The sequence below is a fragment of the Collinsella sp. AF05-9 genome (genome assembly GCF_003465595.1).
Lineage (GTDB): Bacteria > Actinomycetota > Coriobacteriia > Coriobacteriales > Coriobacteriaceae > Collinsella.
The window spans coordinates 40798-62684 of the sequence record NZ_QSBB01000004.1 but is presented as its reverse complement, the minus strand read 5'-3'; the positions used below and the strand labels follow the sequence as shown (position 1 = coordinate 62684).

Annotated in this window: 18 protein-coding genes, 1 tRNA gene and 1 riboswitch; of the genes, 13 read left to right on the top strand and 6 right to left on the bottom strand. The window is 60.5% G+C overall.

Features of this window, described 5'->3' with window-relative positions:
- Window positions 1-49: 49 nt before the first annotated feature.
- Complete coding sequence (locus tag DWV43_RS02345) at window positions 50-1513, bottom strand: M20 family metallopeptidase (RefSeq protein ID WP_117816920.1); 1464 nt, start codon at window positions 1511-1513, stop codon at window positions 50-52.
- A gap of 167 nt (window positions 1514-1680) precedes the next feature.
- On the opposite strand from DWV43_RS02345, the gene DWV43_RS02340 reads away from it, so the two are divergent.
- Window positions 1681-3318, top strand: coding sequence for an amidohydrolase (locus DWV43_RS02340; RefSeq protein WP_233539179.1), 1638 nt, complete (start codon window positions 1681-1683; stop codon window positions 3316-3318).
- Between the two features lie 604 nt (window positions 3319-3922).
- Here the strand turns inward: DWV43_RS02340 and DWV43_RS02335 are convergent.
- Window positions 3923-5053, bottom strand: a complete 1131-nt coding sequence (locus DWV43_RS02335) for an LTA synthase family protein (protein ID WP_117816919.1) — start codon at window positions 5051-5053, stop codon at window positions 3923-3925.
- On the opposite strand from DWV43_RS02335, the gene DWV43_RS10135 reads away from it, so the two are divergent.
- Window positions 5052-5192, top strand: a complete 141-nt coding sequence (locus DWV43_RS10135) for a hypothetical protein (RefSeq protein WP_158569815.1) — start codon at window positions 5052-5054, stop codon at window positions 5190-5192. The two genes, DWV43_RS02335 and DWV43_RS10135, sit on opposite strands and share 2 nt — an antisense overlap.
- Window positions 5193-5201: 9 nt before the next feature.
- Here the strand turns inward: DWV43_RS10135 and DWV43_RS02330 are convergent, their stop codons facing one another.
- Window positions 5202-5975, bottom strand: coding sequence for a hypothetical protein (locus tag DWV43_RS02330; protein ID WP_147346388.1), 774 nt, complete (start codon window positions 5973-5975; stop codon window positions 5202-5204).
- Between the two features lie 364 nt (window positions 5976-6339).
- Window positions 6340-6708 (bottom strand): hypothetical protein, encoded by a 369-nt coding sequence (locus tag DWV43_RS02325; protein WP_117802898.1) that lies wholly within the window; start codon window positions 6706-6708, stop codon window positions 6340-6342.
- Window positions 6709-6991: 283 nt separating this feature from the next.
- On the opposite strand from DWV43_RS02325, the gene groES reads away from it, so the two are divergent.
- The gene (groES, locus tag DWV43_RS02320; RefSeq protein ID WP_022094351.1) at window positions 6992-7285 is read left to right on the top strand and encodes a co-chaperone GroES; all 294 of its coding nucleotides are present in this window, start codon (window positions 6992-6994) and stop codon (window positions 7283-7285) included.
- A 96-nt stretch (window positions 7286-7381) separates the two neighbouring features.
- Complete coding sequence (gene groL, locus DWV43_RS02315; RefSeq protein ID WP_022094352.1) at window positions 7382-9019, top strand: chaperonin GroEL; 1638 nt, start codon at window positions 7382-7384, stop codon at window positions 9017-9019.
- 203 nt (window positions 9020-9222) lie between these two features.
- Here the strand turns inward: groL and DWV43_RS02310 are convergent, their stop codons facing one another.
- Window positions 9223-11160 (bottom strand): TerB family tellurite resistance protein, encoded by a 1938-nt coding sequence (locus DWV43_RS02310; protein ID WP_117816917.1) that lies wholly within the window; start codon window positions 11158-11160, stop codon window positions 9223-9225.
- 191 nt (window positions 11161-11351) lie between these two features.
- Window positions 11352-11544: riboswitch (FMN riboswitch) on the top strand.
- Between the two features lie 5 nt (window positions 11545-11549).
- On the opposite strand from DWV43_RS02310, the gene DWV43_RS02305 reads away from it, so the two are divergent.
- The 9 genes from DWV43_RS02305 to DWV43_RS02265 all read left to right on the top strand — a co-directional run bounded on the left by DWV43_RS02305 (window position 11550) and on the right by DWV43_RS02265 (window position 20926).
- A complete protein-coding gene (locus tag DWV43_RS02305; protein ID WP_117816916.1) occupies window positions 11550-12140 on the top strand; it encodes an ECF transporter S component in 591 nt (196 codons plus the stop codon).
- Window positions 12137-14041: an energy-coupling factor transporter ATPase gene (locus DWV43_RS02300; protein ID WP_117816915.1), complete on the top strand. Its 1905-nt coding sequence runs from the start codon at window positions 12137-12139 to the stop codon at window positions 14039-14041. The genes DWV43_RS02305 and DWV43_RS02300 overlap by 4 nt, the downstream gene beginning before the upstream one ends.
- Entirely contained in the window at window positions 14041-14841 is an 801-nt protein-coding gene (locus tag DWV43_RS02295; protein ID WP_117816914.1) for an energy-coupling factor transporter transmembrane protein EcfT, read from the top strand. The genes DWV43_RS02300 and DWV43_RS02295 overlap by 1 nt, the downstream gene beginning before the upstream one ends.
- Window positions 14842-14871: 30 nt before the next feature.
- Window positions 14872-15318, top strand: coding sequence for a pyridoxamine 5'-phosphate oxidase family protein (locus tag DWV43_RS02290; protein ID WP_117816913.1), 447 nt, complete (start codon window positions 14872-14874; stop codon window positions 15316-15318).
- A 51-nt stretch (window positions 15319-15369) separates the two neighbouring features.
- Window positions 15370-15780 (top strand): pyridoxamine 5'-phosphate oxidase family protein, encoded by a 411-nt coding sequence (locus tag DWV43_RS02285; protein ID WP_117637582.1) that lies wholly within the window; start codon window positions 15370-15372, stop codon window positions 15778-15780.
- 255 nt (window positions 15781-16035) lie between these two features.
- Window positions 16036-17106 (top strand): N-acetyl-gamma-glutamyl-phosphate reductase, encoded by a 1071-nt coding sequence (gene argC, locus DWV43_RS02280; protein WP_117816912.1) that lies wholly within the window; start codon window positions 16036-16038, stop codon window positions 17104-17106.
- A 136-nt stretch (window positions 17107-17242) separates the two neighbouring features.
- Window positions 17243-18511, top strand: a complete 1269-nt coding sequence (argJ, locus tag DWV43_RS02275; protein ID WP_199569312.1) for a bifunctional glutamate N-acetyltransferase/amino-acid acetyltransferase ArgJ — start codon at window positions 17243-17245, stop codon at window positions 18509-18511.
- Window positions 18512-18592: 81 nt separating this feature from the next.
- The gene (argB, locus tag DWV43_RS02270) at window positions 18593-19573 is read left to right on the top strand and encodes an acetylglutamate kinase (RefSeq protein ID WP_089572540.1); all 981 of its coding nucleotides are present in this window, start codon (window positions 18593-18595) and stop codon (window positions 19571-19573) included.
- 69 nt (window positions 19574-19642) lie between these two features.
- On the top strand, window positions 19643-20926 hold the full coding sequence (locus tag DWV43_RS02265; protein WP_117816910.1) for an aminotransferase class III-fold pyridoxal phosphate-dependent enzyme: 1284 nt from the start codon (window positions 19643-19645) through the stop codon (window positions 20924-20926).
- A gap of 798 nt (window positions 20927-21724) precedes the next feature.
- On the opposite strand, the gene DWV43_RS02260 is transcribed toward DWV43_RS02265, so the two are convergent.
- Window positions 21725-21800, bottom strand: a tRNA-Val gene (locus tag DWV43_RS02260).
- Window positions 21801-21887: the final 87 nt, after the last annotated feature.

Genomic DNA, 21887 nt, shown 5'->3' with positions numbered 1-21887 from the left:
CGCTTTGATATCGCGATGTGGCTATGACTGCGAGATGGCCGCGAATCGACTACTCGCCGCGCTTCTCCTCGCGGCGAGCGGCGGCACGTGCATCGTGGATGCCCTTGATCGCGGCATGGCGTGCCGTGCGGGCGTCATGGATGGCGTCGCGAGCCTCGGCGGTCGTTGCCTTGGCAGAGCGCAACTTGGCGGCCAGGTCGGGGTTGGTTTCGGCGACCGCGGTGATCGCGGGGCCGTCGAGCTCCTCTTGCGTGGGCTCGGCCAAAAAGTCGATGGCATACTGGGCGGCCACCATGGAGCCCTTTGCCAGCACAGTCTCGTCGATCTTGTAGAAGCAGGAATGTTGGGCGTACGTGGCGCCAATCTTGGGGTTGCGCGTACCTACAAAGGCGAGCACGCCCGGTACACGGCGCAGGTACTCCGAAAAATCCTCGCCCGAAAGTGTGCCGCGATAATGGCCTTCGCCGGCTGCACCCAGGCACTTGACCACGGCCTGACGACAACGCTCGCTCGAGGCGGCGTCGTTTTCGACCTTGTAGTTGGCGATGGTGTAGTCGGTGAGCTCTGCCTCGGCGCCCAAGGCGGCCGCGGTATGCTCCACGATGCGGCGCATGAGCTCCGGCATTTCCTCGTGGGTCGAATCTCCGTAGGTGCGCACCGTGCCGGCGAGGTAGGCCGTGCCGGCGATAACGTTGCGCGCGGTTCCGCCGTGCAGCTCGCCGACGGTAATGACGGCCGGCTCGTAGGGGCTGATCTCGCGCGAAACGATGGTCTGCAGGGCATTGACGATCTCGGCGGCCACCATAACGGCGTCGTGGCCGCGCTGGGGCATGGCACCGTGGCATGAGGTGCCGCGAACATCGATGCGGAACCAGTCGGTATTGGCCATGCGCGGTCCGGGCTCGCAGCTCACGGTGCCGGCGTCGACCTCACTCCAGATGTGCGCGGCGTAGGCGCCATCGACGCCGTCGAGCACGCCCGTGCCGATCATGAGCTTGGCGCCCTGGCCGTTTTCCTCGCTGGGTTGGAAGACGATGCGGACTTCGCCGTGGATGTCGTCGGTCATATGGCGCAGGATTTGCAGCGTGCCGAGCATCATGGCGATGTGGCAGTCGTGGCCGCAGGCGTGCATGCAGCCCTCGTTGACGCTGGCAAACTCCTCGCCGGTCTGCTCGGTGACGGGCAGGGCGTCGATATCCGCGCGCAGCAGGATACGGCGGCGCGGCGTGCCGTCCTCGCGATAGGCGTCGTGCGCGGTGCCGCGAAGGGTCGCCACCAGACCCGTCTTAAGGGGACGCTCGTAGGGGATATTCATGGCGTCGAGCTGGTTGGCGATGTCAGAAGTCGTGCGCTCTTCGACGAGGCTCAGCTCCGGGTGCTTATGGAAGTGCCGACGCTGCTTGATGATGTAGGGTTCAAACTCGGCGGCGATATCTTGGATGGCTGCGGTGACGTCGTCAGCCGCACGAGCCTCGGTCGCCGCCATAATCTGCTGTGCCTTGGTCTTCGTCATAGTCGATTTGCTCCTTACTGGTTTATCGCAAAATCGTACAAGCTCTTTCCAGTATGCCACCTGCCACTTGGCCTGGCAAAGCTGCCGTTTGCCGCTTGGCATTTTGTAACCGAGGCGGGGGAGTACACTCGGGGGTGTTGAATTTCCTGCCAGAGATGGGGATGCCCATGCAACATATCGATCGGATTATCCGCTCCAAGAACGTCTTTACCGCGCAAGACGGCATCGATACTGCCCGTGAGCTGGCGATTGCCATCGCAGGCGACCGTATCGTCGCAGTCGGTGCGCCCGATGACGTGATCGCCGCCGCGCCTGCCGCCACGCCGGTTATCGACTACGGCGAGCAGTTTGTCTGCCCCGGTTTCCATGACGCTCATCTGCACTTCTTCCATACCTCGGTCGGTTCCTCGCCATACATGCTCATGGATATGGGTACGTCCGAGGCGGCGCTGGTGCAACATGCGCTCGAGTTTTCCCAGGACCTGCCCGATGACGCCTGGGTTGTGACGCAGGGCTGGCGCGACTACCGTTGGGACCCGCCCGAGCACCCTACCAAGGCGTCGCTCGATGCGGCATTCCCCGATCGTCCCTGCGTTATGTACTCGGGCGACGGGCACACGCTGTGGCTCAACAGCCGCGCACTCGAGGCGCTCGGCGTTACGCGCGACAGCGAGCCTCCGGCGGGTGGCAGTTACGACAAAGATGCAAATGGCGAGCTTACGGGTATCGCCCACGAGGCGGCTGCTATGCAGCTGCTGCCGCGCTGCCTGGAGTGGCTGGGCGAGGACCGCATCGCGAGCGCTTACGCCGACCAGATGAAGCGTATGGCCGAGCAAGGCATCACCTCAATCTGCGATATGTCGCTCATGCCCATGCCGGGCTGCGACTTTATTCGCGACGATGTTTACGACAAGCTGCAGGCCTCCGGCAAGCTGGGCATCCGCGCCCATCTGTTTCCCACGCTGCTGGATGACCAGTCGCGCTTGGAAGAACTCCAGACCCGCTACGCGAACAACGCGCTGCTCTCGGCGCCAGGCTTTAAACAGTTCTTCGACGGCGTGTCGAGCGAGCATACCGCATACCTCACTGAGCCCTATACCAACCCGCGCTTCCCGGGCGACCAGGGCCGCCTGACGGTCCCTGTCGAGCGTATGCGCAAGTTGGTTTTGGCGGCAGCCGAGCGTGACCATACCGTGCGCATCCACGTTATCGGCGACGGTGCCATCCATGCCGCACTCGATATCTTTGAGGAGGCGGCAGAGCTCTACGGCTTGCCCCAGCACGGCCACAATACGCTTGAGCACCTGGAGAATCTGCTGCCTCAGGACATCGATCGTCTGCGCAAGCTCAACGTCATTGCCTCGAGCCAGCCTTGCCACATCACGCTCGACCCGGGTGGCCCGGAGCGCGACCTGGGCCTGGAACGCAGCCGCATCATGTGGCCGTTCGCAACTTATCAGCAGCGCGGTATCCGTCAAGCTTTCGGTACCGACAGCCCCATCACGGCCGTTACCAGCATGAACGTGCTCTACACGGCTATCACACGCCAAGATCCCCGCAGCCACTGGCCCGAGGGCGGCTGGCTGCCGAGCGAGCGTATCGACGCGGCAACGGCCCTGCGCAGCTACACGCTTGGCAGCGCGTACGCAGCGGGCGACGAGCAAAACCTCGGCAGCCTAGAGCCCGGCAAATACGCCGACCTGGTAGTCCTGGACCAAAACCCGCTCACCATCGACCCCCAAGAGCTGCAAGCCACCAAGGTTCAGGCCACCTACCTGGCGGGCAACTTAATCTACGAGCGCTAATATTCATGCCGTACCGTTAAACGCGGCTCGGGCAGCATATTTTGGGATGGCGCTCGAGCCGCGTTTGTTTGCCGATGGGGGTTCGTTAGGAGCGTCCCCTCTCTGCTGGATTTGGGCACAGGGTGGAAGCGCTGCTGCTCCGCGCGCTCAATTGGGACATCGGCGATGCTTTCTCTTAGCGTTTTGCATACTTCCAGTTGCAGATTGCAAAAAAAGTTGAGATGTTCTTTCCGGTCCTGATGTACCCCCGCCTGGGCCGTGCAAAAAATGGAGTATTCAGCACCGTGAGCTCTGCCGGTGCCGCTGCAGTCGGGTGGCATTGCGGAGATCGACGTCATTTTGGGGTCCGGTGCGGCGCGAGGCACGCTTTTTTGTCCTGACGGGGTTTGCCCGTCGACCCAAATCGCCGGTCAAAGGCGTTCTTGGGACCAATATGGTGTGTCCGGCGCGTATGCAGCCGTCCTGGCCTGCTGAAAACTCCCAAAAATGCACGCTGCTCCCCAGGGGACCCGTGCGAGCGGCGAAAACCATGCCCAAGTCGCTGTCCGCATCGCGATTTTGCTGCACTGACTTTTCTGAATACCGGGCCCGAGATTGGTCAACCCTAGGCTCCCGGAGCTGCGTTGGGGTCGGTTTCGTTGGCGGCCGCCTGCTTATGGGTGGCAAAGACCGAGCCTTCGTGGTCGAAGAGCTTACGATATTGCATGCGGTCCAGGCGATCGCGCGCGTTAGCGGTCTTGGCGGGAACGTACTTGGCCTCGGCTGTATACCAAACGCCGTGCGCATCCTGCGCCCCCACCACGTTTATCGCCGGCATGTGCGCTCGGTTTTGCAAGCGTGCGCGTTGGTAGGCGGTGAGCGGGGCACCGATGGCATTGAGTGCGAGTGCGCCGACGTTATTGATGCTTGTGTTGAGTTCCCCACTCGTTTGTGCGTTGCCGGCGACATCGTAGTTCGCCCAGACCACATAGCGTGTCTGCCAGATGCGCTCGGTATGGGTGGCATCGTCCTCATCGGTAAAGTAGAGGTCGTTGTAGCGGTCGGTGAAGAACGGCTGGTGGTCGCCGTACATCACTACGACGACGGGGCGGTCGAGATCACGCAGCTTTTCCAGGAAGGCGGCGAAGGCGGCATCGGACGCTTCCATGAGCGAGCAGTATTCATTGGTCCAGGTGATAACTTTGTCGGACACACCTTCGACGGCAAGGTGCAGTTGCTGGTCGGTGGGCACCAAGCCCGTGTCATAGGCGGAGTGGTTCTGCATCGTCACGTCGTGGATGAAGATCGGCTGGTCGCTCTGCTTTAGCACCTCGAGGCACTTGTCGTAGGTGGCGGCGTCGGTGACCTTGCGGCAGAGCTCGGGTGCGCCGGCGAAGTCCTCGATCGAGAGGAACTCGTCGAATCCCATGTCCGCGAAGACGTTCTCGCGATTCCAGTTGGTGGCGTGGTTGGGGTGCATGGCCACGGTGCGATAGCCGAGTCTCTTGAACTGACGGGCGAGGTTCTCGCTCGGGGCCAGGTTGTAGCTCATGAACGGGTAGACGCCAGCGCCCAGGAATGCCATGGAGTGTCCGGTTAAGAACTCGAACTCGCTGTTACAGGTGCCGGCACCGAAGGCGCTCGTGTAGCTCACTCCCTGCAGAAGCGCGTTATCGATGGCTTTGAAGCGCTCGGGCCCCTTATAGCCACAGCCCAGTTCGTTAAAGATTGAAAGGTCGGCGAAGGACTCGTTCATGATGCAGATGACTGAGGGCTTGAGCTGGTCAAACTGTTCGACGGCAGCGGCACGGGAGGAGTCGGCGATGCCGTTCGTGCCCGCGTTTCAGCGCGCGGCAAGGCGCTTGATGATCGCCGAGGCCTCACCGCTCTTGTAGTGCTTGGGTTTAGGCGGCACCATTTTTTTGCGCGCTCGAAATAAAGGTGGGGAGAAACCCCTGACTGTAATAGCTTTCGAGGGGCTTCCAGGTATGAAGCTTGATGCCCAAGGTGTCGTAATAGCTGATGAAGGCCTGCGCCCCCAGTGCGGCTCCGGCAACAAGTGCGGTACGACGGTCGACGGAGAGGGGGAGTTTGGATTTGGTTGCGACTGGATGCTCCCTCGGCGCTGTCGATGTCCCCTCGGTTGCCGGAGACGCCTTTGAGTCCTTCGATTTCAAGGACGCAGACATCGCATGGTCGATGGACTCGGGGGACGTTTCCGATGCGCGGCGCGGCGGTCGCCCACATGCATCACGCGGAATGAGGACGATAAGCGCGATTCCCAAGGCCGCGGCGGCAAGCCCCATGAAGCAGAAAGTGCTGAGCTCATAGGTGTAGCTGCCGGCGACCGTCGCAGCGGTCGAGAGGGCGAACAGGTCTCCGGGTTGGATGGGCATCGATTTGAACGTGATTACGAAGTACTCGGCGATACCGATGCTGGCGAGCGCAACGATGCCAACGATTGCGGGGGTCTTACGGCGGTGCGGCAGATAGAACAACAGGCACAAGAAGCAGAAGATGAGCAAAAGCTCCAAAAGTGCCGGTCCGGCCTGCATCTTCCATAGTTCATGGTTGGAGGGCAGCTCGAGGGCGAGCATCGAGCATATCGATGCGCCGCCGATCGTTGCCAGCGTACGGGGGTAGGGATGGTCGGTCATCCAGCTTTTCAGATCCTTCATGCTCATCTTCATCGTCTCTGTTCCTTACTCCTAGTTCAGCGTCTTCACGAGCTTCTCCAGGTTGTCGTTCATGATGGGTGGGTAATCCTCGCCGGCTTTAAGCTGTTTGTCAGTGAGCCCCTCGACGGGGTCGAGCTGGACGCATTGTCGTCAGAAGCGGCGAGAGCAAAGACCGCACTTAAAAGGGGCATATATGCCGCCGCCATGGGGCCACGGTGACGAATAGGACGCCGCTTGGGATGGCGACGGTAGATTCGGTTGTCCATAGATTGCTCCTGAATTGAAAACGGCTGCGTCGGGGTGCCGACGGCCGAAGGCGATGCCGCTGTGGCACGCGGTAGCTATTTGATTCAATTGGGAGCCGTTAATCGTCCAGACGGACCCTGAGGGATAATAGGGTGACCGGGGCATATGAAGATCGCTCGGTGCCGATGACGGCTAGGGCGGAGATCAGCAAGAGGGTGATGAACGATGTCGCGCCCACGGGGACGGTGTCACCGCCACGGGCGATCGACAGATTGCCGGCGAGCTCGGCGCAGATGGTGCAGCCCGCGCCGGTGCAGTCATGATGCAACTCATGGGCGGTTGCGATGGGGGAGAGGATGGTTACCGCGAGAAGGGCGAAGACGAGAGCCAGGGCGAGCAGGCGAGTGCGAACGGGCGGCATGGAGTCGCGTGCATCGCGATTCGGTGCTATATCTCGCCATGCCGAGGTGCTCAGCTCATCAGTCATCTGCCCTCCCTTCCTCTCATCCGGGCATATTTCATCTGGAGGATTGTAGTCTTGAGAAGCTGATTCACAAAGTTGCCGCGCTAAAACTTCATGCTTTCCGGTCCGCCTTGGGGCTGCGCATAAGTTATCCTCCGACATTCAGAAAATCTAAGTGCCAAAAAATAAGATTTTTTGACTCCGTGTTGTATAACCCGCCATTCGTGGGTACCATTCAACGCGTACGCAAACAAAAAGGGTTAATTCGCGTGGCATAACCACGCGGCCCAAAAAGGAGGAGACAAGCATGTCGTCTTTGAAGCCGCTTGCAGATCGTGTTCTGGTCAAGCCCGACGAGGCCGAGCAGAAGACCGCTTCTGGTCTGTATATCGCCAGCAACGCCCAGGAGAAGCCGCAGCGCGGCACCATCGTTGCCGTTGGTGCCGGCAAGGTCAACGACAAGGGTGAGCGCATCCCCATGGACGTCAAGGTCGGTGACGTTGTCATCTACGGTAAGTTCGGTGGCAACGAGGTCAAGGTCGACGGCGAGAAGTATCTGCTGATGCGCGCCGACGACATCTACGCTGTTGTCGAGGCCTAGTCTCGTCAGAATCTCTGATTCGTCTTTGAACGCGCCCGCCGCATAGGACTCGGAAGCGGCGACGCGAGTCACGTTTCTTTTGGAGGATTACCTACCATGGCAAAGAACATTACGTTCAACACCGATGCCCGCGCTAAGCTCGCCAAGGGTGTCAACACTCTGGCCGACGCCGTTACCGTCACCATGGGCCCCAAGGGTCGCTACGTTGCTCTGCAGCGCACGTTTGGTGCCCCGACCATCACCAACGACGGCGTTTCCGTCGCCAAGGAGATTGAGCTCGAGGACAACATCGAGAACATGGGTGCCCAGCTGGTGAAGGAGGTCGCCACCAAGACCAACGACACCGTGGGTGACGGCACCACCACCGCAACCCTGCTCGCTCAGGCCATCGTCAACGACGGTCTGCGCAACGTCGCCGCTGGCGCCAACCCGCTGGCCATCCGTCGCGGCATCGACAAGGCCGTCAACGCCGCCGTCGCCGAGATGAAGAAGCAGGCCAAGCCGGTCGAGACCAAGGAGCAGATTGCTTCCGTCGGTACCATCTCCGCCGGTGACCCCGAGGTCGGCGAGAAGATCGCCGAGGCCATGGAGGTCGTGGGCAAGGACGGCGTCATCACCGTCGAGGATTCCCAGACGTTCGACATCACCATCGACACCGTCGAGGGCATGCAGTTCGACAAGGGCTACGTCTCCGCTTACTTCGTCACGGATAACGACCGCATGGAGGCCGTGATGAAGGATCCGTACATCCTCATCACCGACCAGAAGATCTCCAGCGTCCAGGACATCATGCCTGTTCTCGAGGCTGTCCAGCGCGCTGGCCGTGGCCTGCTCATCATCGCTGAGGACATCGATGGCGAGGCTCTGCCGACCCTCGTCCTCAACAAGATCCGTGGCGCCCTCAACGTCTGCGCCGTCAAGGCCCCGGGCTACGGCGATCGCCGCAAGCGCATCCTCGAGGACATCGCCGTCCTCACCGGTGGCCAGGCTGCCCTGGACGAGCTGGGCGTGAAGGTCGCTGACATCACCGCCGATATGCTCGGTACCGCCAAGTCCGTCACCATCTCCAAGGACAACACCGTTGTCGTCGGCGGCGCTGGCTCCAAGGAGGCCATCGACGCCCGCATCGCTCAGATCAAGGGTGAGATGGAGAACACCACCTCTGACTTCGACCGCGAGAAGCTCCAGGAGCGCCTGGCCAAGCTCTCCGGTGGCGTTGCCGTCATCAAGGTCGGCGCTGCTACCGAGTCTGAGCTCAAGGAGATCAAGCATCGCGTCGAGGACGCCCTGCAGGCTACCCGCGCTGCTGTCGAGGAGGGCATTGTCGCCGGTGGCGGCGTCGCCTTCATGGACGCTGCTCCTGCGCTCGACGCCGTTGAGCTTGACGACCCTGAGGAGAAGATCGGTGTCGACATCGTCAAGAAGGCTCTGACCGCTCCGGTTGCTACCATCGCCAAGAACGCTGGCTTTGAGGGCGCTGTCGTGGTCGACAAGGTTGCCGAGCTGCCCGCCGGCCAGGGTCTCAACTCTGCCAACGGCGAGTGGGGCGACATGATCGAGATGGGCGTCCTCGACCCCGTCAAGGTTAGCCGCGTCACCCTGCAGAACGCTGCTTCTGTCGCCAGCCTGATCCTCATCACCGAGGCTACCGTCTCCGATGTGCCCAAGAACACCCAGCTTGAGGACGCTATCGCTGCTGCCACCGCTGGTCAGCAGGGCGGCGGTATGTACTAAGGCCGACAAGGTCTAGAACTCCCACCGGGAATCCGGGGGCGTGACGGGGTTTCTCTCCGGAACGTCCTCGGTTAGATTGGGACCCCTTGTCCCGCTCCTTTGGAGCCGCGGACAAGGGGTCTTTTTTTGTGTTGATGTCTTTATTTAATGAGGCGCTTTCCGCTTTGTTTGAATGGTGATGTAAGAGGAAGGGCGCCGAGGAATCAGAGCAGCCCTCTTGCTCGCTCGTCGTAGATTTTATTGAGCTCCGATTGCACGTACTCTTCTTTGAGCTTGGCAATGAAACGCACGTCCGAGAACAGTCGGTAGATGAGTATCGCTGCACCTCCGAGGTCGAGGCACTCGGGATTCTCTTTGATTAACGCCCGTATGACGCTGCTAGAAGTTGCGATGGTATCGGACAGGAGGATGATTTTCTTGGTACGTGCTTGGTACATCTCGGTGCAGTAATCCGATCCGTCGTCCTTGAATATCAGCGTGCACCCGTGAAGTGCCGCTATCAACCAGTTGATAAGAGCGGCCATGCCTGCCTGCGCGCCGACCTTCAGCACATCGCCGGTGCTGACGTATTTGGTAAGCGCCTCGGTATGTGTTTTGTCGAGGATGAGATTGGCGAATGGAATCTGTATCCCGCACGGCGTGTACAGGTCTGTGCCGATGTGGATCAGCTGCTTGATTAGAGCAGCCGCGGCGGCATCCGGCTCGCTCACGACGCGTCTTCCCGCCGCAACCAGCATCTCTACAGTCCCAGCAGACGCCCCAATCTGCGGATTTTTCCCAAAGGCGTCATAGGAGACCGAGTAGGTTGCGGGAATTCGTGCACCAATACCAAAAACATTGGTGTCTTTAACGCAGGTGATGCTGTTGGTCATGATGTTAGATGTTCCGAACACGAGACCGAGCACTGGGTCGTGGCCGAGGGTTGCGAACCGGTGGTTTGCGCCCTTGAAGAGTCCGATGTTTTCTGCCTCGTAGCGTGTCGCGTCGTAGGGCACTCCACGTGAATTAAGAATATGATGTTTTGAGGCGAACAGATGGTTCGATTCCCGTGGCATCCTGTCATCGAAACCAGAGAAGACACGACTTTGGAAGTCGTGCAGAGCATGTTCTTTTACGTTGCCCGCTCCGGCACACTCGACCTCCGTCAGTGAGTTGATGATAAGAATGCGGGCGACTTGGAGCATGGTTGCGGCGACGACGAAGGCGACGTCAGCATCCTGCAATCGCGTCCGCTCCTTGAACTCCTGGTCGATGTGCTGAAGGTTCTCGCCATACTCGCGGACGGACTTTTCGACTGCCTGCTCGGCCCGGCTCTCGTCAATGGCCACGCATGCCACCCTCGCCGCCATATAGTCGGCAAAGAGTCTGCAGGCATGCTCCTCTTCTTCTGTCACCTGACCGTCCGCCGCCGCGGCGACTTGCAACTGCTCGGCTATGGAGTCCAGCGACACGATGCTAACGTTGTCCAAACAGTTCTTGACTTGGTCGAAGGACAAACCCTCGTCATCCGCGATGACCTGCACCCTCGTCTTGACGTTATTTGGGAGGCCTCCGTCCAGCTTGAGGTAATCGAGACCCTCCTCGAGCCACTTCTGCTCCTCTTGGGAGAAGTCACCGTCGCAGCGCATCAAGAAGCAGAGCGTTGCCACATATGCGTAGATGAAATTGTGTCGCTTCTCTCCCGCAAGGTAGGCGCCCTGCTTGATTCCGTCACGGAAGCCCTTGATGCGTGCCCTGCGGAGTCGCGCGGAGAATGAGTTCTCCTTGATGGCATTGATCCCGCCCTCCACGGTCGACGCCGCGTCGGACGCAAGGGACGATGCTCCTTGGGCCAGATTTACGGCGGCACCGATGGCAATTCCGCCTACCGTGTTCGCGGCCCCTGTAATCGTTTTGCCTGCATCGGACGACACAATTTGCTCGCCGGCACTCGACATACCTTCCGCAACCGAGCACATGGCGCTGCCGATGGCCTCGGATGCCGAGGTGGCCGTGTCGACGATAGCGTTTCCCGCGCCTTCAGCTGCATTTGTGGCGCCTTTGGCGGCGGACTCGATAGCCGCCGATGCGTCTTTTGCCATCTCACCGGCGGCTTGGGCGGCTTGGGATAGAGCTTTCCCGAGATCAAGTTTTGCTGCCAATTTGTTCTCCTGACATACGCGGGTTGCGCAGTGACCTCCTTCATACTACTGCGCGGTGCGGAGCATTTGGTGCGTCGGTGGATTGATGATTGCGGAAAATGGGATACTGCATCTTCATTCCGCTTCCGTTTCCCCACCATAAATTACCCTCGGCATACTTGCGCGAAAGCCTACTGGTGCTACACTTGCAATTGCTGTTTCAGGGCGGGGTGAAATTCCCCACTGGCGGTAAATCGGGCGGTGTCAAAGGGGCGCCGTGGCGCAGGCGAGATGCCTGCGGCCGAGCCGATGAGTCCGCGACCCGTGTGTGCGTTGGTTCGCATGCCGGCTGAACTGGTGAGATTCCAGTACCAACGGTTAGAGTCCGGATGAAAGAGGCAGGTGATCTTATGTCTGAACAGTCGCAGCATATCCATTTTGAGAACACGAATAGGTGGAGCACCAAACAGCTCGTTACCATGGCGCTGATGTGCGCCCTGGGCGCCCTGTTTATGTACGTGCAGCTGCCCATCCTTCCTTCGGCGCCGTTTTTGACGTATGACCCGTCGCTGGTGCCGGCGATGGTGTGCGGTTTTGCGTATGGTCCTGGCGCCGGTACTGCTGTTGCCGCTATGGCGATTGTTATCCATGCGCTTACCACGGGCGATTGGGTCGGCGCACTTATGAACCTGGTGGCTACGCTGGGTTATATTCTGCCCGCGGCTATCATCTACCAGAAGATGCATACCTATAAGGGTGCCGTGATTGGCCTAGCGCTCGGCGTCATTGCCGCTACGGCGTTGTCTATGGTCGCAAACCTTACCATTGGTGTTTGGTTCTGGTATGGCTCGGTCGATGTGATCGCCCCGCTCATGATTCCTGCCGTGCTGCCGTTCAACCTCATCAAGACCGTGCTCAACTCGGTGTTGACGCTGGCGGTGTACAAGGCGGTCTCTAATCTCATTACGCCCAAGAAGGACCAGGTCAAAGGCCGCGCATGATTGAGTGTCGGGGCGTTTCCTTTAGCTATGACGGTGCCACACCGGCACTCGACGGCATCGATCTGAACATCGAGGATGGCGAGTTTTTCTGCATCCTCGGCGGAAACGGGTCGGGCAAGTCGACGTTCGCCAAGCATTTGAACGCGCTGCTGCAGCCCGATACGGGAACGGTGCGCGTCAACGGCATGGACGCGTCCGATCCCGAGCTGGTCTACGACATCCGCTCGACTGCGGGCATGGTGTTCCAGAACCCGGATGATCAGCTGGTGGCGACGCTTGTCGAGGACGATGTTGCCTTTGGTCCCGAAAACTTGGGCGTGCCATCGGCCCAGATCGCGCAGCGTGTGCGAGATGTGCTGAAGGCCGTGGGCCTGGTGGGCTTTGAGCGCCACGAGACCCATGCGCTCTCGGGTGGCCAAAAGCAGCGCGTGGCGCTTGCCGGCGTGCTTGCCATGGAACCGCGCGTGCTCATATTGGACGAGGCTTCCTCGATGCTCGATCCGCGTGGACGCAAGGGCCTCATGAAGGCTTGCCGCGCGTTGCACGCTCGCGGCATGACCATCGTGATGATTACGCACTTTATGGAAGAGGCCGCCGAGGCCGATCGAGTCGCGGTGTTTCAGGCGGGGCGCGTTGCCATGCTCGGTACGCCCGAGGAAATCTTGACGCGGGCGGACGAACTTGCGCAGCTCAACCTGGACATGCCGGAGTCGTGCCGTTTGGGCATGGCACTTCGTGCGAAGGGCGTACCCGTTTGCGCGCAGGTGCGCGAGGCGGATATGGTTGCCGAGGTTGCGCAGGCCTATACCGAGCGGAGCGGGGCAGGCACTGCGGGGCAGCCTTCCGCGTCCCAGTTGGAAATCGCTGACGGCACTGTTCCGGTAGACAACGAGGGCAACGCGTCGGAGCCCGTCATCGAGATTTCGCACCTCTCGCATAGTTACTCGCTGAGCGCCCGCGAGCGCCGCCGCTGGCATAAGCGCTCGGCCGTTGCGGGCAAATCGAGCAAACAGGCTCTCTGGGGAAACGACCCCAGCAGCCCGTGGGCGCTGCGCGATGTATCGCTGACGGTGCGTCGCGGCGAGTTCCTGGGCTTAGCAGGTCATACCGGTTCGGGTAAGTCGACGCTGGTCCAGCATCTCAACGGTTTGATTCGCCCCCAGGAGGGATTCGTTCGCGCGCTGGGGCTCGATCTGTCAAACAAGAAAGACGCCGCCGCGGTTAAGGCCAAGGTCGGCGTGGTGTTTCAGTATCCCGAGCGCCAGTTATTTGCCGAGACCGTGGCACAGGACGTGGCGTTTGGCCCGCATAACCTTGGCTTGCCGCAAGATGAAGTCGACCGTCGCGTCGAGTCGTCGCTCTCGCGCGTGGGCCTCGACCTTTCCACGGTCGGCGACAAGAGTCCCTTTGAGCTTTCGGGCGGTCAGCAACGGCGTGTGGCATTCGCCGGCGTGCTCGCCATGGAGCCCGAAGTCCTGGTGCTCGATGAACCCATGGCGGGGCTCGATCCGGCTGCGCGCAGGGATTTCCTTGAGCTTATCGATCGACTTCACCGCGATGGCCTGACCGTTGTCATGGTTTCACACAGCATGGATGACCTGGCCAATTGCTGCGACCGTATCGTCGTAATGAACGAAGGTGCGGTGTTTGCCGAGGGAACCCCCGCGCAGGTGTTTGCGCATGCCGATGAGCTCAAGTCGATCGGCTTGGGCGTACCTGCTGCTCAGCGCATGGCGTTGGCGCTCGCGGAGGCGGACGTGCCGCTGCGTTGCGGCGGGCTCTATACGGTTGAGTCGTTGGCCGACGAGTTGGCAGATTTGCCGATCGGTCGCTCAGGCGGTTCTTCTAACGTCTCGGACAAGGCCAAATCCGAAACGGTCGCGCGAGAGGAGGGTTGCTGATGGAGGCGTTTTCGTTTGGCAGCTACTATCCCGGCGATAGTGCAATCCACCGTCTGGACCCGCGAACCAAGTTGCTCTTGGGTTTTGTGTTTCTGATCACGATGCTCACGGTCAGTGGCTTCCGCGGACTGGTCCCGGTCGCAATCTTCGTTGTCCTGATTTATATCGTGTCCCGGGTGCCGGCTCGTCGCGTCCTGTCATCGATGGCGCCGCTGCTGGCGATCGTCGTGGTGGTCGCGGTGCTCAACCTATTTACCGACCAGAGCGGGCACATCCTATGGCAGCTCGGCTTTCTGCAGATAAGCGAGGGCTCACTGCGTTCTGCCGCCTTTATGGCGTGCCGCCTGACCCTGATGATGGCCGGCATGAGCGCCATTACGCTCACCACGCCCACACTCGACCTCACCGCGGGCTTTGAGCGTCTGCTCGCACCGTTTGCGCGCGTGGGGCTCCCTGCGCATGAGCTCGGCATGATCATGGGCATCGCGTTGCGCTTTATGCCGCAGTTCGCCACCGAGATGAAGCAGACGGCGGACGCGCAGACAAGCCGCGGTGCGCGCGTGACGGGAGGCCCGCTCGGCGGCGTGCGCATGCTCGGTAGCGTGGCGATTCCGCTGTTCACGGGCGTGTTCCGTCATGCCGAGACGCTTTCGGCCGCCATGGATGCGCGCTGTTATCACGGCGAGCAGGGACGTACGCGTCTGCATGCGCTTGCGTTTCGCCGCGGGGATGCGCTGGCTGCGGTGGTGACGATGCTGCTGTTTGCGTGTGTCATCGTCGTCAACCTTCAACTTGTTTAGGCGCGATTCGAGCGCAAGAAAGGGGTCCCTATGACCGACAACGACCGCACAGCTCAGTTTGAGCGCGCCTGCTCGTATCTCAGGCGCATTCCGGCGTGGTATCTGGCCACGATCGATGTGGCCGACGGGCATCAGCCTCGCGTGAGGCCGTTTTCGTTTGCCATGGTCGATGAAGGTAAGCTGTGGTTTTGCACGTCGCGCGACAAGGATGTGTGGGCGGAGCTGAGTGCGAATCCCAAGTTTGAGCTCTCGGGCTGGAAGCCGGGGGAATGCTGGATCGTATTGACCGGCGAAGCCGCACTTGAGGACGACGCAGTTGCGAGCGACAAGGTGCGTCAAGCGGGTTTTAAGCACATGGTGGGCATCGGCGAGGAACACGAGAGTGCCAACGACGGCCGCCTTGCTTTCTTTTCGGTCCGCAACATTGCCGCGCGCTTCTGTGATATCGACGGCAGCGAGGAGCGCCTGGAGCTCTAGCGCGTCTCAAATTAACTACCCGTTCCGAATTAGCTAGCGCCAAGAGGACACATGGACGGATTGAATACGGTGTTGGAGTATCTGACGTCGGTGCCGGCATGGTATTTGGCGACGAGCGTTGACGGACAGCCTCATGTGCGTCCGTTTTCGTTTGCGCAGATCCAGGACGGCAAGCTGTGGTTTGTAACAGCGCGCACCAAAGATGTGTGGCAAGAGCTGCTGCAAAACCAGCGCTTTGAGGCCACGAGTTGGTGGCCGGGCCATGGCTGGCTCATCTTGCGCGGGCGTGCCGGCTTGGATGACCGGGCTTTAGGCGAAATGCGCGAAGCTGGGTGGAAGCATCTAGAGCGCCTGGGCGAGCACTATGAGGGGCCTAACGACCCCACGCTCGTCTTCTTTAGCGTCGAGGATCCCGAGGCTTTTATCTGCAATCACGACGAATGGGTGCCGGTCGAGCTCTAGCCAGCTGGCTCATCCTAACAACTTGGTTTCGCATGGGCGGGCCCCGTATTGCCCGGCGCCGTTAGGAGCGCCGGTCAATACGGGGCCCGCTCCATTTGTCAATTCCTTCAAGCGAATGTGTCGGGAATGTTTCAATGCATGAATATGCAAGCCATTTACGTATTCATGCATCTTTTGGTGCTAAAGTTTCAACCCACTTCATAACGACGGCTGCGAGATGCGCATTGGTGCATAACTGCAGACAAGGAGTCTGATATGTCTGTAAAGGTTGGAATCGTCGGCGCGGCTGGATATGCCGGAGCCGAGCTCATTCGCCTCGTCCTCGGTCATTCCGAGTTTGAACTTGCTGCCATTACGTCCAACGCCGATGCCGGCCAGCCGTTGTCTGCGGTGCACCCGAGCTTCACCGGCGTAAGCGATCTTGTCTTTACGACGCATGATGCCCCTGAGCTCAAGAACTGCGACGCGGTCTTTTTGGCCGTGCCGCACACGGCTGCCATGGCACAGGTGCCCGCGCTGCTTGCATCGGGCGTCTCCTGCTTTGATCTTTCGGCCGACTACCGTCTGAACGACGCGTCCGTTTTTGAGGCTTGGTATGCCGCCGAGCATACGAGCCCCGAGCTGCTCAAGACCCGTGCCTTCGGTCTGCCCGAGCTGTTCTGCCAGGACTTGGAGACCGCCGCATCCGACCATGCCGACGGCAAACCCGTGCTGGTCGCCTGCGCCGGTTGCTATCCCACCGCAACGAGCCTTGCCGCCGCGCCCGCCGTGCGCGCGGGCTGGGTGGCCGAGAACGGTCCCGTGATTGTCGATGCCATTAGCGGCGTGACGGGCGCCGGTAAGTCCTGCAACGCCCGCACCCATTTTTGCAGCGCCGACGAGAACTTGGAGGCCTACGGCGTGGGCAAGCATCGCCACACGCCCGAGATTGAGCAAATCCTTGGCCTGACCGATCGCGTCGTCTTTACCCCGCACCTGGCACCGCTCAAGCGCGGTCTGCTCTCCACGGTGACGCTGCCGCTCGCGCCGCAGGCTCTCGACACGCTGGCTCTTGAGGATGTCGTCGACCATTACAAGCAGTTCTACGCCGGTCGCACCTTTGTGCGCGTGCTCGATGCCGGCCAGCAGCCCAAGACGGCTTCGGTCGTCGGCACCAACGCTGCCCAGATTGGCCTCGCGCTCAACAAGCGCGCGGGCGTGCTGGTGGCGACGGGCGCCATCGACAATCTGTGCAAGGGCGCTGCGGGCCAAGCAGTCCAGTGCGCCAATATCGTCTTTGGCTTTGACGAGCGACGAGGCTTGCCTACAGTGGCGTGCCCGGTGTAGCACATTCGATTGTTAACGATTTGGTAGTCGGGCATCGAATGGGGCGCCACTCTTAAGCTGGTCTCATGATCACGACTGGCATGGCGCACCAACCGATGTCCGTTTTTTTTGTTTGACATAAGGAGTCATAAAGACGATGGATACCGAGCTGTTTGATATCAAGATTCGCGCCGTCGAGGGTGGCGTTACGGCTGCGGCTGGTTTTAAAGCTGCAGGCATCCACGCTGGGTTCCGCAAGAACCCCGAGCGTCTGGATTACGCGCTCGTCGTGCCCGATAAACCCTGTCCCGGTGCCGGCGTGTTTACCACCAATCGCTTTTGCGCGGCGCCCGTGCAGGTGAGCCGTGCCAACCTGGGCGGTGCCGACAAGGGCTACGGTATCATCGCCGGTGTTTCGGTCAACTCTGGCAATGCCAACGCCGCCACGGGTGAGACCGGCCTTGCCTGCGCGCGCGAGACGTGCAGCATCGCATCGCAGGTCATCGGCTGCGAGCCCCAGCAGATTCTGGTTGCCTCCACGGGTGTGATTGGCCAGATTCTGCCGATCGACACGTTTGAGACCGCCATTCCTGCTGCCTACGAGGCGCTCTCCGCCCACGGTGGCGCCGATGCCGCTCGCGCCATCATGACGACCGACACGCACTCCAAGGAGTACGCCGTATCCTACGTCAGTGAGGCTGCGGGTCATGCGGGCAATGTCTATACGGTAGGCGGAATGTGCAAGGGCTCGGGCATGATCATGCCCAATATGGCCACCATGATCGCAGTTATCACCACCGATGCCCCCGTCGAGCCTGCGGCACTTCATGCCCTGCTGCTCTCGACCGTCAAGCAGACCTTTAACAAGGTAACGGTCGATTCCGACACCTCGACCAACGACACCTGCATCATGCTTGCCTCCGGCGCCGCTGCCGCAGATGCCGAGCCTATCGTCGAGGGCTCCGATGCCTTTGACGAGTTGGCATTTGCCGTGCACGAGGTGTGCGAGAGCCTGGCGCGCAATATCGCCGCCGATGGTGAGGGCGCATCCAAGCTTGTTACGGTCAACGTTACCGGCGCCGCCAACGACGAGGAGGCCGATATCGCCGCCCGTGCCGTTGCTAACTCGCCGCTCGTTAAGACCTGCATCGCCGGCCACGACTGCAACTGGGGCCGCGTTGCTATGGCGCTTGGCAAGTGCGGCGTGAAGTTTAATCAGGAAGACGTTTCCATCGACATGATGGGCATGCCTGTCTGTCGCGATGGTCTGACTGTTCCCTTTGACGAGGACGAGGCTCTACGACGTTTCGAGGCGCCCGAGATCGTGATCTCGGCCGACCTGGGCGCAGGCGACGCGGCAACGACCGTGTGGACCTGCGACCTCACGCATGAGTACATCTCCATTAACGGCGACTACCGTTCCTAGATTCCAGGCACGCTGCGCATCTTGCCGCGATTGCGGACAGCGGAGCACGGCGCGATAACGATACGAAAGACGAGGCAGATTATGAAATTCGCACGCGATTGTCGTTCGAGTGAATCCAACGAAGCAACCGCGCAGCTGCTGTTCGAAGCGCTGCCGTGGATTAAGAACCTGACCGGCAAGACGGTTGTTATCAAATATGGCGGAGCCGCCATGGTTGATGAGCAGCTGCGCCGCGACGTGATGAGCGACATCGTCCTGCTCAAGATCATCGGCATGCGCCCTGTTATCGTGCACGGTGGCGGCAAGGCCATCAACGAGGCGCTTAGCCACTACGACATCCCCGTCGAGTTTATGAACGGCCAGCGCGTGACCACGCCGGCGACCATGGATATCGTGCGCGAGGTGCTGGGCGGCAAGGTCAACCAGGAGCTGGTCGCGGCGCTCAACCATCACGGCAACCTGGCCGTGGGCGTTTCGGGCAGCGATGCCGGTACGCTCATCGCCGAGCCGCTCGACCCCGAACTCGGCCGCGTAGGCAAGGTCACGCACGTCAACACCGACTATATCGAGCGCCTGCTCGATAGCGAGTACATCCCCGTCATCGCTACCGTCGCGGCGGGGGAGGACGGCGGTTTCTTCAACATCAACGCCGATACCGCCGCCGGTGCCGTTGCGGCGGCGCTGCATGCGCATAAGGCGATCTTTTTGACCGACGTCGACGGCCTGTACAAGGACTTTAGCGATAAAGACTCACTCATCTCCAACCTAACGCTCGACGAGGTTAACGAAATGCTCTACGGCGGCGAGGTCGATAAGGGCATGATTCCCAAGCTGCGTGCGGCCGTCGATGCGCTTGCCGGCGGCGTATTTCGCGCTCACATCATCAACGGCACCACGCCGCATTCGCTGCTGCTGGAGCTGCTGACCGATGCCGGCGTCGGCACCGTGATCCATTCCACCGAGACGGCTTACGAGTTCGATACGCATCCGCATCCGCTTTCGACCTTTGCGGCGCGTCTGACCGAGAACCTCGACGAGGTCGAGAAGCTTCAGACGGTCTAACTGACTCGCAGCCGCCCCATTCCTGCACCCATAGGCCTGCGCCGTCTGGCGCCCAACGAAAGGCATCCCATGTCACTTGCAGCTCAGCAATCGCTTGAATCCCATTACGTTATGTATACCTTTGGCCGCTCTCCGGTCGAGTTTGTCGAGGGTCACGGCATGAAGCTCACCGGCGACGATGGCCGTGAGTACCTCGACTTTCTTGCCGGCATCGGCGTGTGCAGCCTAGGTCATGGCAACCTGGCTGTGCTCTCGGCACTTGAGGCACAGACCAAAAAGCTCATGCATGTCTCCAATTACTTCTACATTGAGCAGCGCGGACAGGTCGCGGCGCTGCTGTCCAAGCTTGCTAACGACGACGCAGATGGTGCGCGCGTGCTTGCCGATGCCATTGCCGCCGGCGATGAGACCACGGCAGCTGCTCTTGGTGCCCCGGCTGCGGACGAGCAGGTGTGGGAGACCTTCTTTGCCAACTCCGGCGCCGAGGCCAACGAGGGCTCGATGAAGCTCGCGCGCCTGTACGCCAAGCGTGCCGGTAACGGCGGCAACACCATCGTGTGCATGCGCGGCGGCTTCCACGGCCGTACGCTCGAGACCATTGCCGCCACCATGCAGGATTGGCTGCAGGATAGTTTCCGCCCACTGCCGGGTGGCTTTGTGGCCTGCACGCCCAACGATATCGATGAACTGCGTGCGATCTTTAAGCAGCTGGGGAGCGAAATTTGTGCCGTGATGCTCGAGCCGATCCAGGGCGAGAGCGGTGTGCACCCCATGACCGAGGAGTTTATGGCGGCAGCGCGCGACCTGGCACACGAAGTGGGCGCCGTGCTTATCGCCGACGAGGTCCAGTGCGGCATCTTCCGCTCCGGCAAGCCGTTTGCATTCCAAACCTATGGCGTGGAACCCGACATCATGAGCCTTGCCAAGGGCATTGCTGATGGCGTGCCCATGGGTGCCGTCGTGGCAAAGAAGGAGATTGCCGACGTGTTTAAGCCGGGCGACCACGGCTCGACCTTTGGCGGTAGCTGCTTGGCCATCGCGGCGTGTGCCGCGACGCTCTCCGCACTCGTGCGCGGCGATTATGCCGACCACGCTGCCAAGGTAGGCGCCTATATGGAGGCAAAGCTCGCCAAGCTGCCGAACGTGACCGAGGTGCGTGGCCGCGGCTTGATGCTCGGCTGCGATCTGGACGATACTGCGGGTGATGCACACGACGTTGTGGCCCGTGCATTGGGGGCTGGTGCCGTGATTAACGCTACGGGTGCCCATACGCTGCGTTTCCTGCCGCCGCTCGTCTGCGAGGAATCCGACGTGGACAGTCTGATCGAGATCCTGTCGGACGTTTTGGCCTAACACAGCGAAATAACTTAACTTTGACCGGGTTCCGGACTGCGGACGTGCCCTATGTGGCATGATTCAGCGGTCTGGAGCCCGTTTTGCCTTAGATTTGCTAAGGCGGGGAGACCTGCTGGTCAAAAAACATCAAATATGAGTACTGTTATCGATTTGGTAGCAGCAATTTTGGACTAATAAGGCCAGATAGCTAGTCGAAATGGCGATGAATGTACGATTTTGATCCAATTGTTAGTCCTTATAATGGACATATGTTGCGTAACTTAAGCAAATACTATCTTTTGATATGTTGTAAGCAAGGTAGCAGTACTCATTTTTGCCATTTTTTGGCCACGGCCTTTGTGACAGACGTGCTGGCGGGTTCGAATCCCATGCGCTGGGCCTGAAAAAGGAAAGGCCTCCATCGCTGGAGGCCTAACAATTCAGTGGTGGGCGATGAGGGATGTCCGCGTGCGGCCGGCGCCGCCCGCGCCCCGCTTCGCCGCTCCGCTCCTCGCGTGCTGCGCTGGAAAACGCTTGCGCGTTTCCTCAGCTCCGCACCCTGGCGGGTTCGAACCCCATGCGCTGGGCCCAAAAAAGAAAGGCCCCCATAGCTGGGAGCCTATCAAATCAGTGGTGGGCGATGAGGGATGTCGCGTGCGGCTGACGCCGCCCGCTTTCGCTTCGGGCCTGCGGCCCTCGCGTGCTGCGCTGGAAAACGCTTCGCGTTTCCTCAGCTCCGCACCCTTTCGGGTTCGAATCCCTCTGCGATGGGCCCAAAAATGAAAGGCCCTCATAGCTGGGAGCCTATCAAATCAGTGGTGGGCGATGAGGGATTCGAACCCCCAGCCTTGTGCGTGTAAAGCACCTGCGCTAACCGTTGCGCCAATCGCCCGTGCGGAGAGAGTATAGCAAAACAATCGCCTCATTCATCTCATATCCATTAAAGGTAACCGTCGCGTGTCACAGCGGAGCTGATTCA

Coding starts and splice junctions, on each gene's coding strand:
- argB (WP_089572540.1), top strand. CDS start 18,593: ATGAAATTCGCACGCGATTGTCGTTCGAGTGAATCCAACGAAGCAACC.
- DWV43_RS02285 (WP_117637582.1), top strand. CDS start 15,370: ATGGACGGATTGAATACGGTGTTGGAGTATCTGACGTCGGTGCCGGCA.
- DWV43_RS02295 (WP_117816914.1), top strand. CDS start 14,041: ATGGAGGCGTTTTCGTTTGGCAGCTACTATCCCGGCGATAGTGCAATC.
- DWV43_RS02340 (WP_233539179.1), top strand. CDS start 1,681: ATGCAACATATCGATCGGATTATCCGCTCCAAGAACGTCTTTACCGCG.
- groES (WP_022094351.1), top strand. CDS start 6,992: ATGTCGTCTTTGAAGCCGCTTGCAGATCGTGTTCTGGTCAAGCCCGAC.
- DWV43_RS10135 (WP_158569815.1), top strand. CDS start 5,052: ATGATGCAGATGACTGAGGGCTTGAGCTGGTCAAACTGTTCGACGGCA.
- DWV43_RS02335 (WP_117816919.1), bottom strand. CDS start 5,053: ATGAACGAGTCCTTCGCCGACCTTTCAATCTTTAACGAACTGGGCTGT.
- DWV43_RS02290 (WP_117816913.1), top strand. CDS start 14,872: ATGACCGACAACGACCGCACAGCTCAGTTTGAGCGCGCCTGCTCGTAT.
- DWV43_RS02300 (WP_117816915.1), top strand. CDS start 12,137: ATGATTGAGTGTCGGGGCGTTTCCTTTAGCTATGACGGTGCCACACCG.
- argJ (WP_199569312.1), top strand. CDS start 17,243: ATGGATACCGAGCTGTTTGATATCAAGATTCGCGCCGTCGAGGGTGGC.
- DWV43_RS02325 (WP_117802898.1), bottom strand. CDS start 6,708: ATGACTGATGAGCTGAGCACCTCGGCATGGCGAGATATAGCACCGAAT.
- argC (WP_117816912.1), top strand. CDS start 16,036: ATGTCTGTAAAGGTTGGAATCGTCGGCGCGGCTGGATATGCCGGAGCC.
- DWV43_RS02330 (WP_147346388.1), bottom strand. CDS start 5,975: ATGAAGGATCTGAAAAGCTGGATGACCGACCATCCCTACCCCCGTACG.
- DWV43_RS02265 (WP_117816910.1), top strand. CDS start 19,643: ATGTCACTTGCAGCTCAGCAATCGCTTGAATCCCATTACGTTATGTAT.
- DWV43_RS02345 (WP_117816920.1), bottom strand. CDS start 1,513: ATGACGAAGACCAAGGCACAGCAGATTATGGCGGCGACCGAGGCTCGT.
- DWV43_RS02305 (WP_117816916.1), top strand. CDS start 11,550: ATGTCTGAACAGTCGCAGCATATCCATTTTGAGAACACGAATAGGTGG.
- groL (WP_022094352.1), top strand. CDS start 7,382: ATGGCAAAGAACATTACGTTCAACACCGATGCCCGCGCTAAGCTCGCC.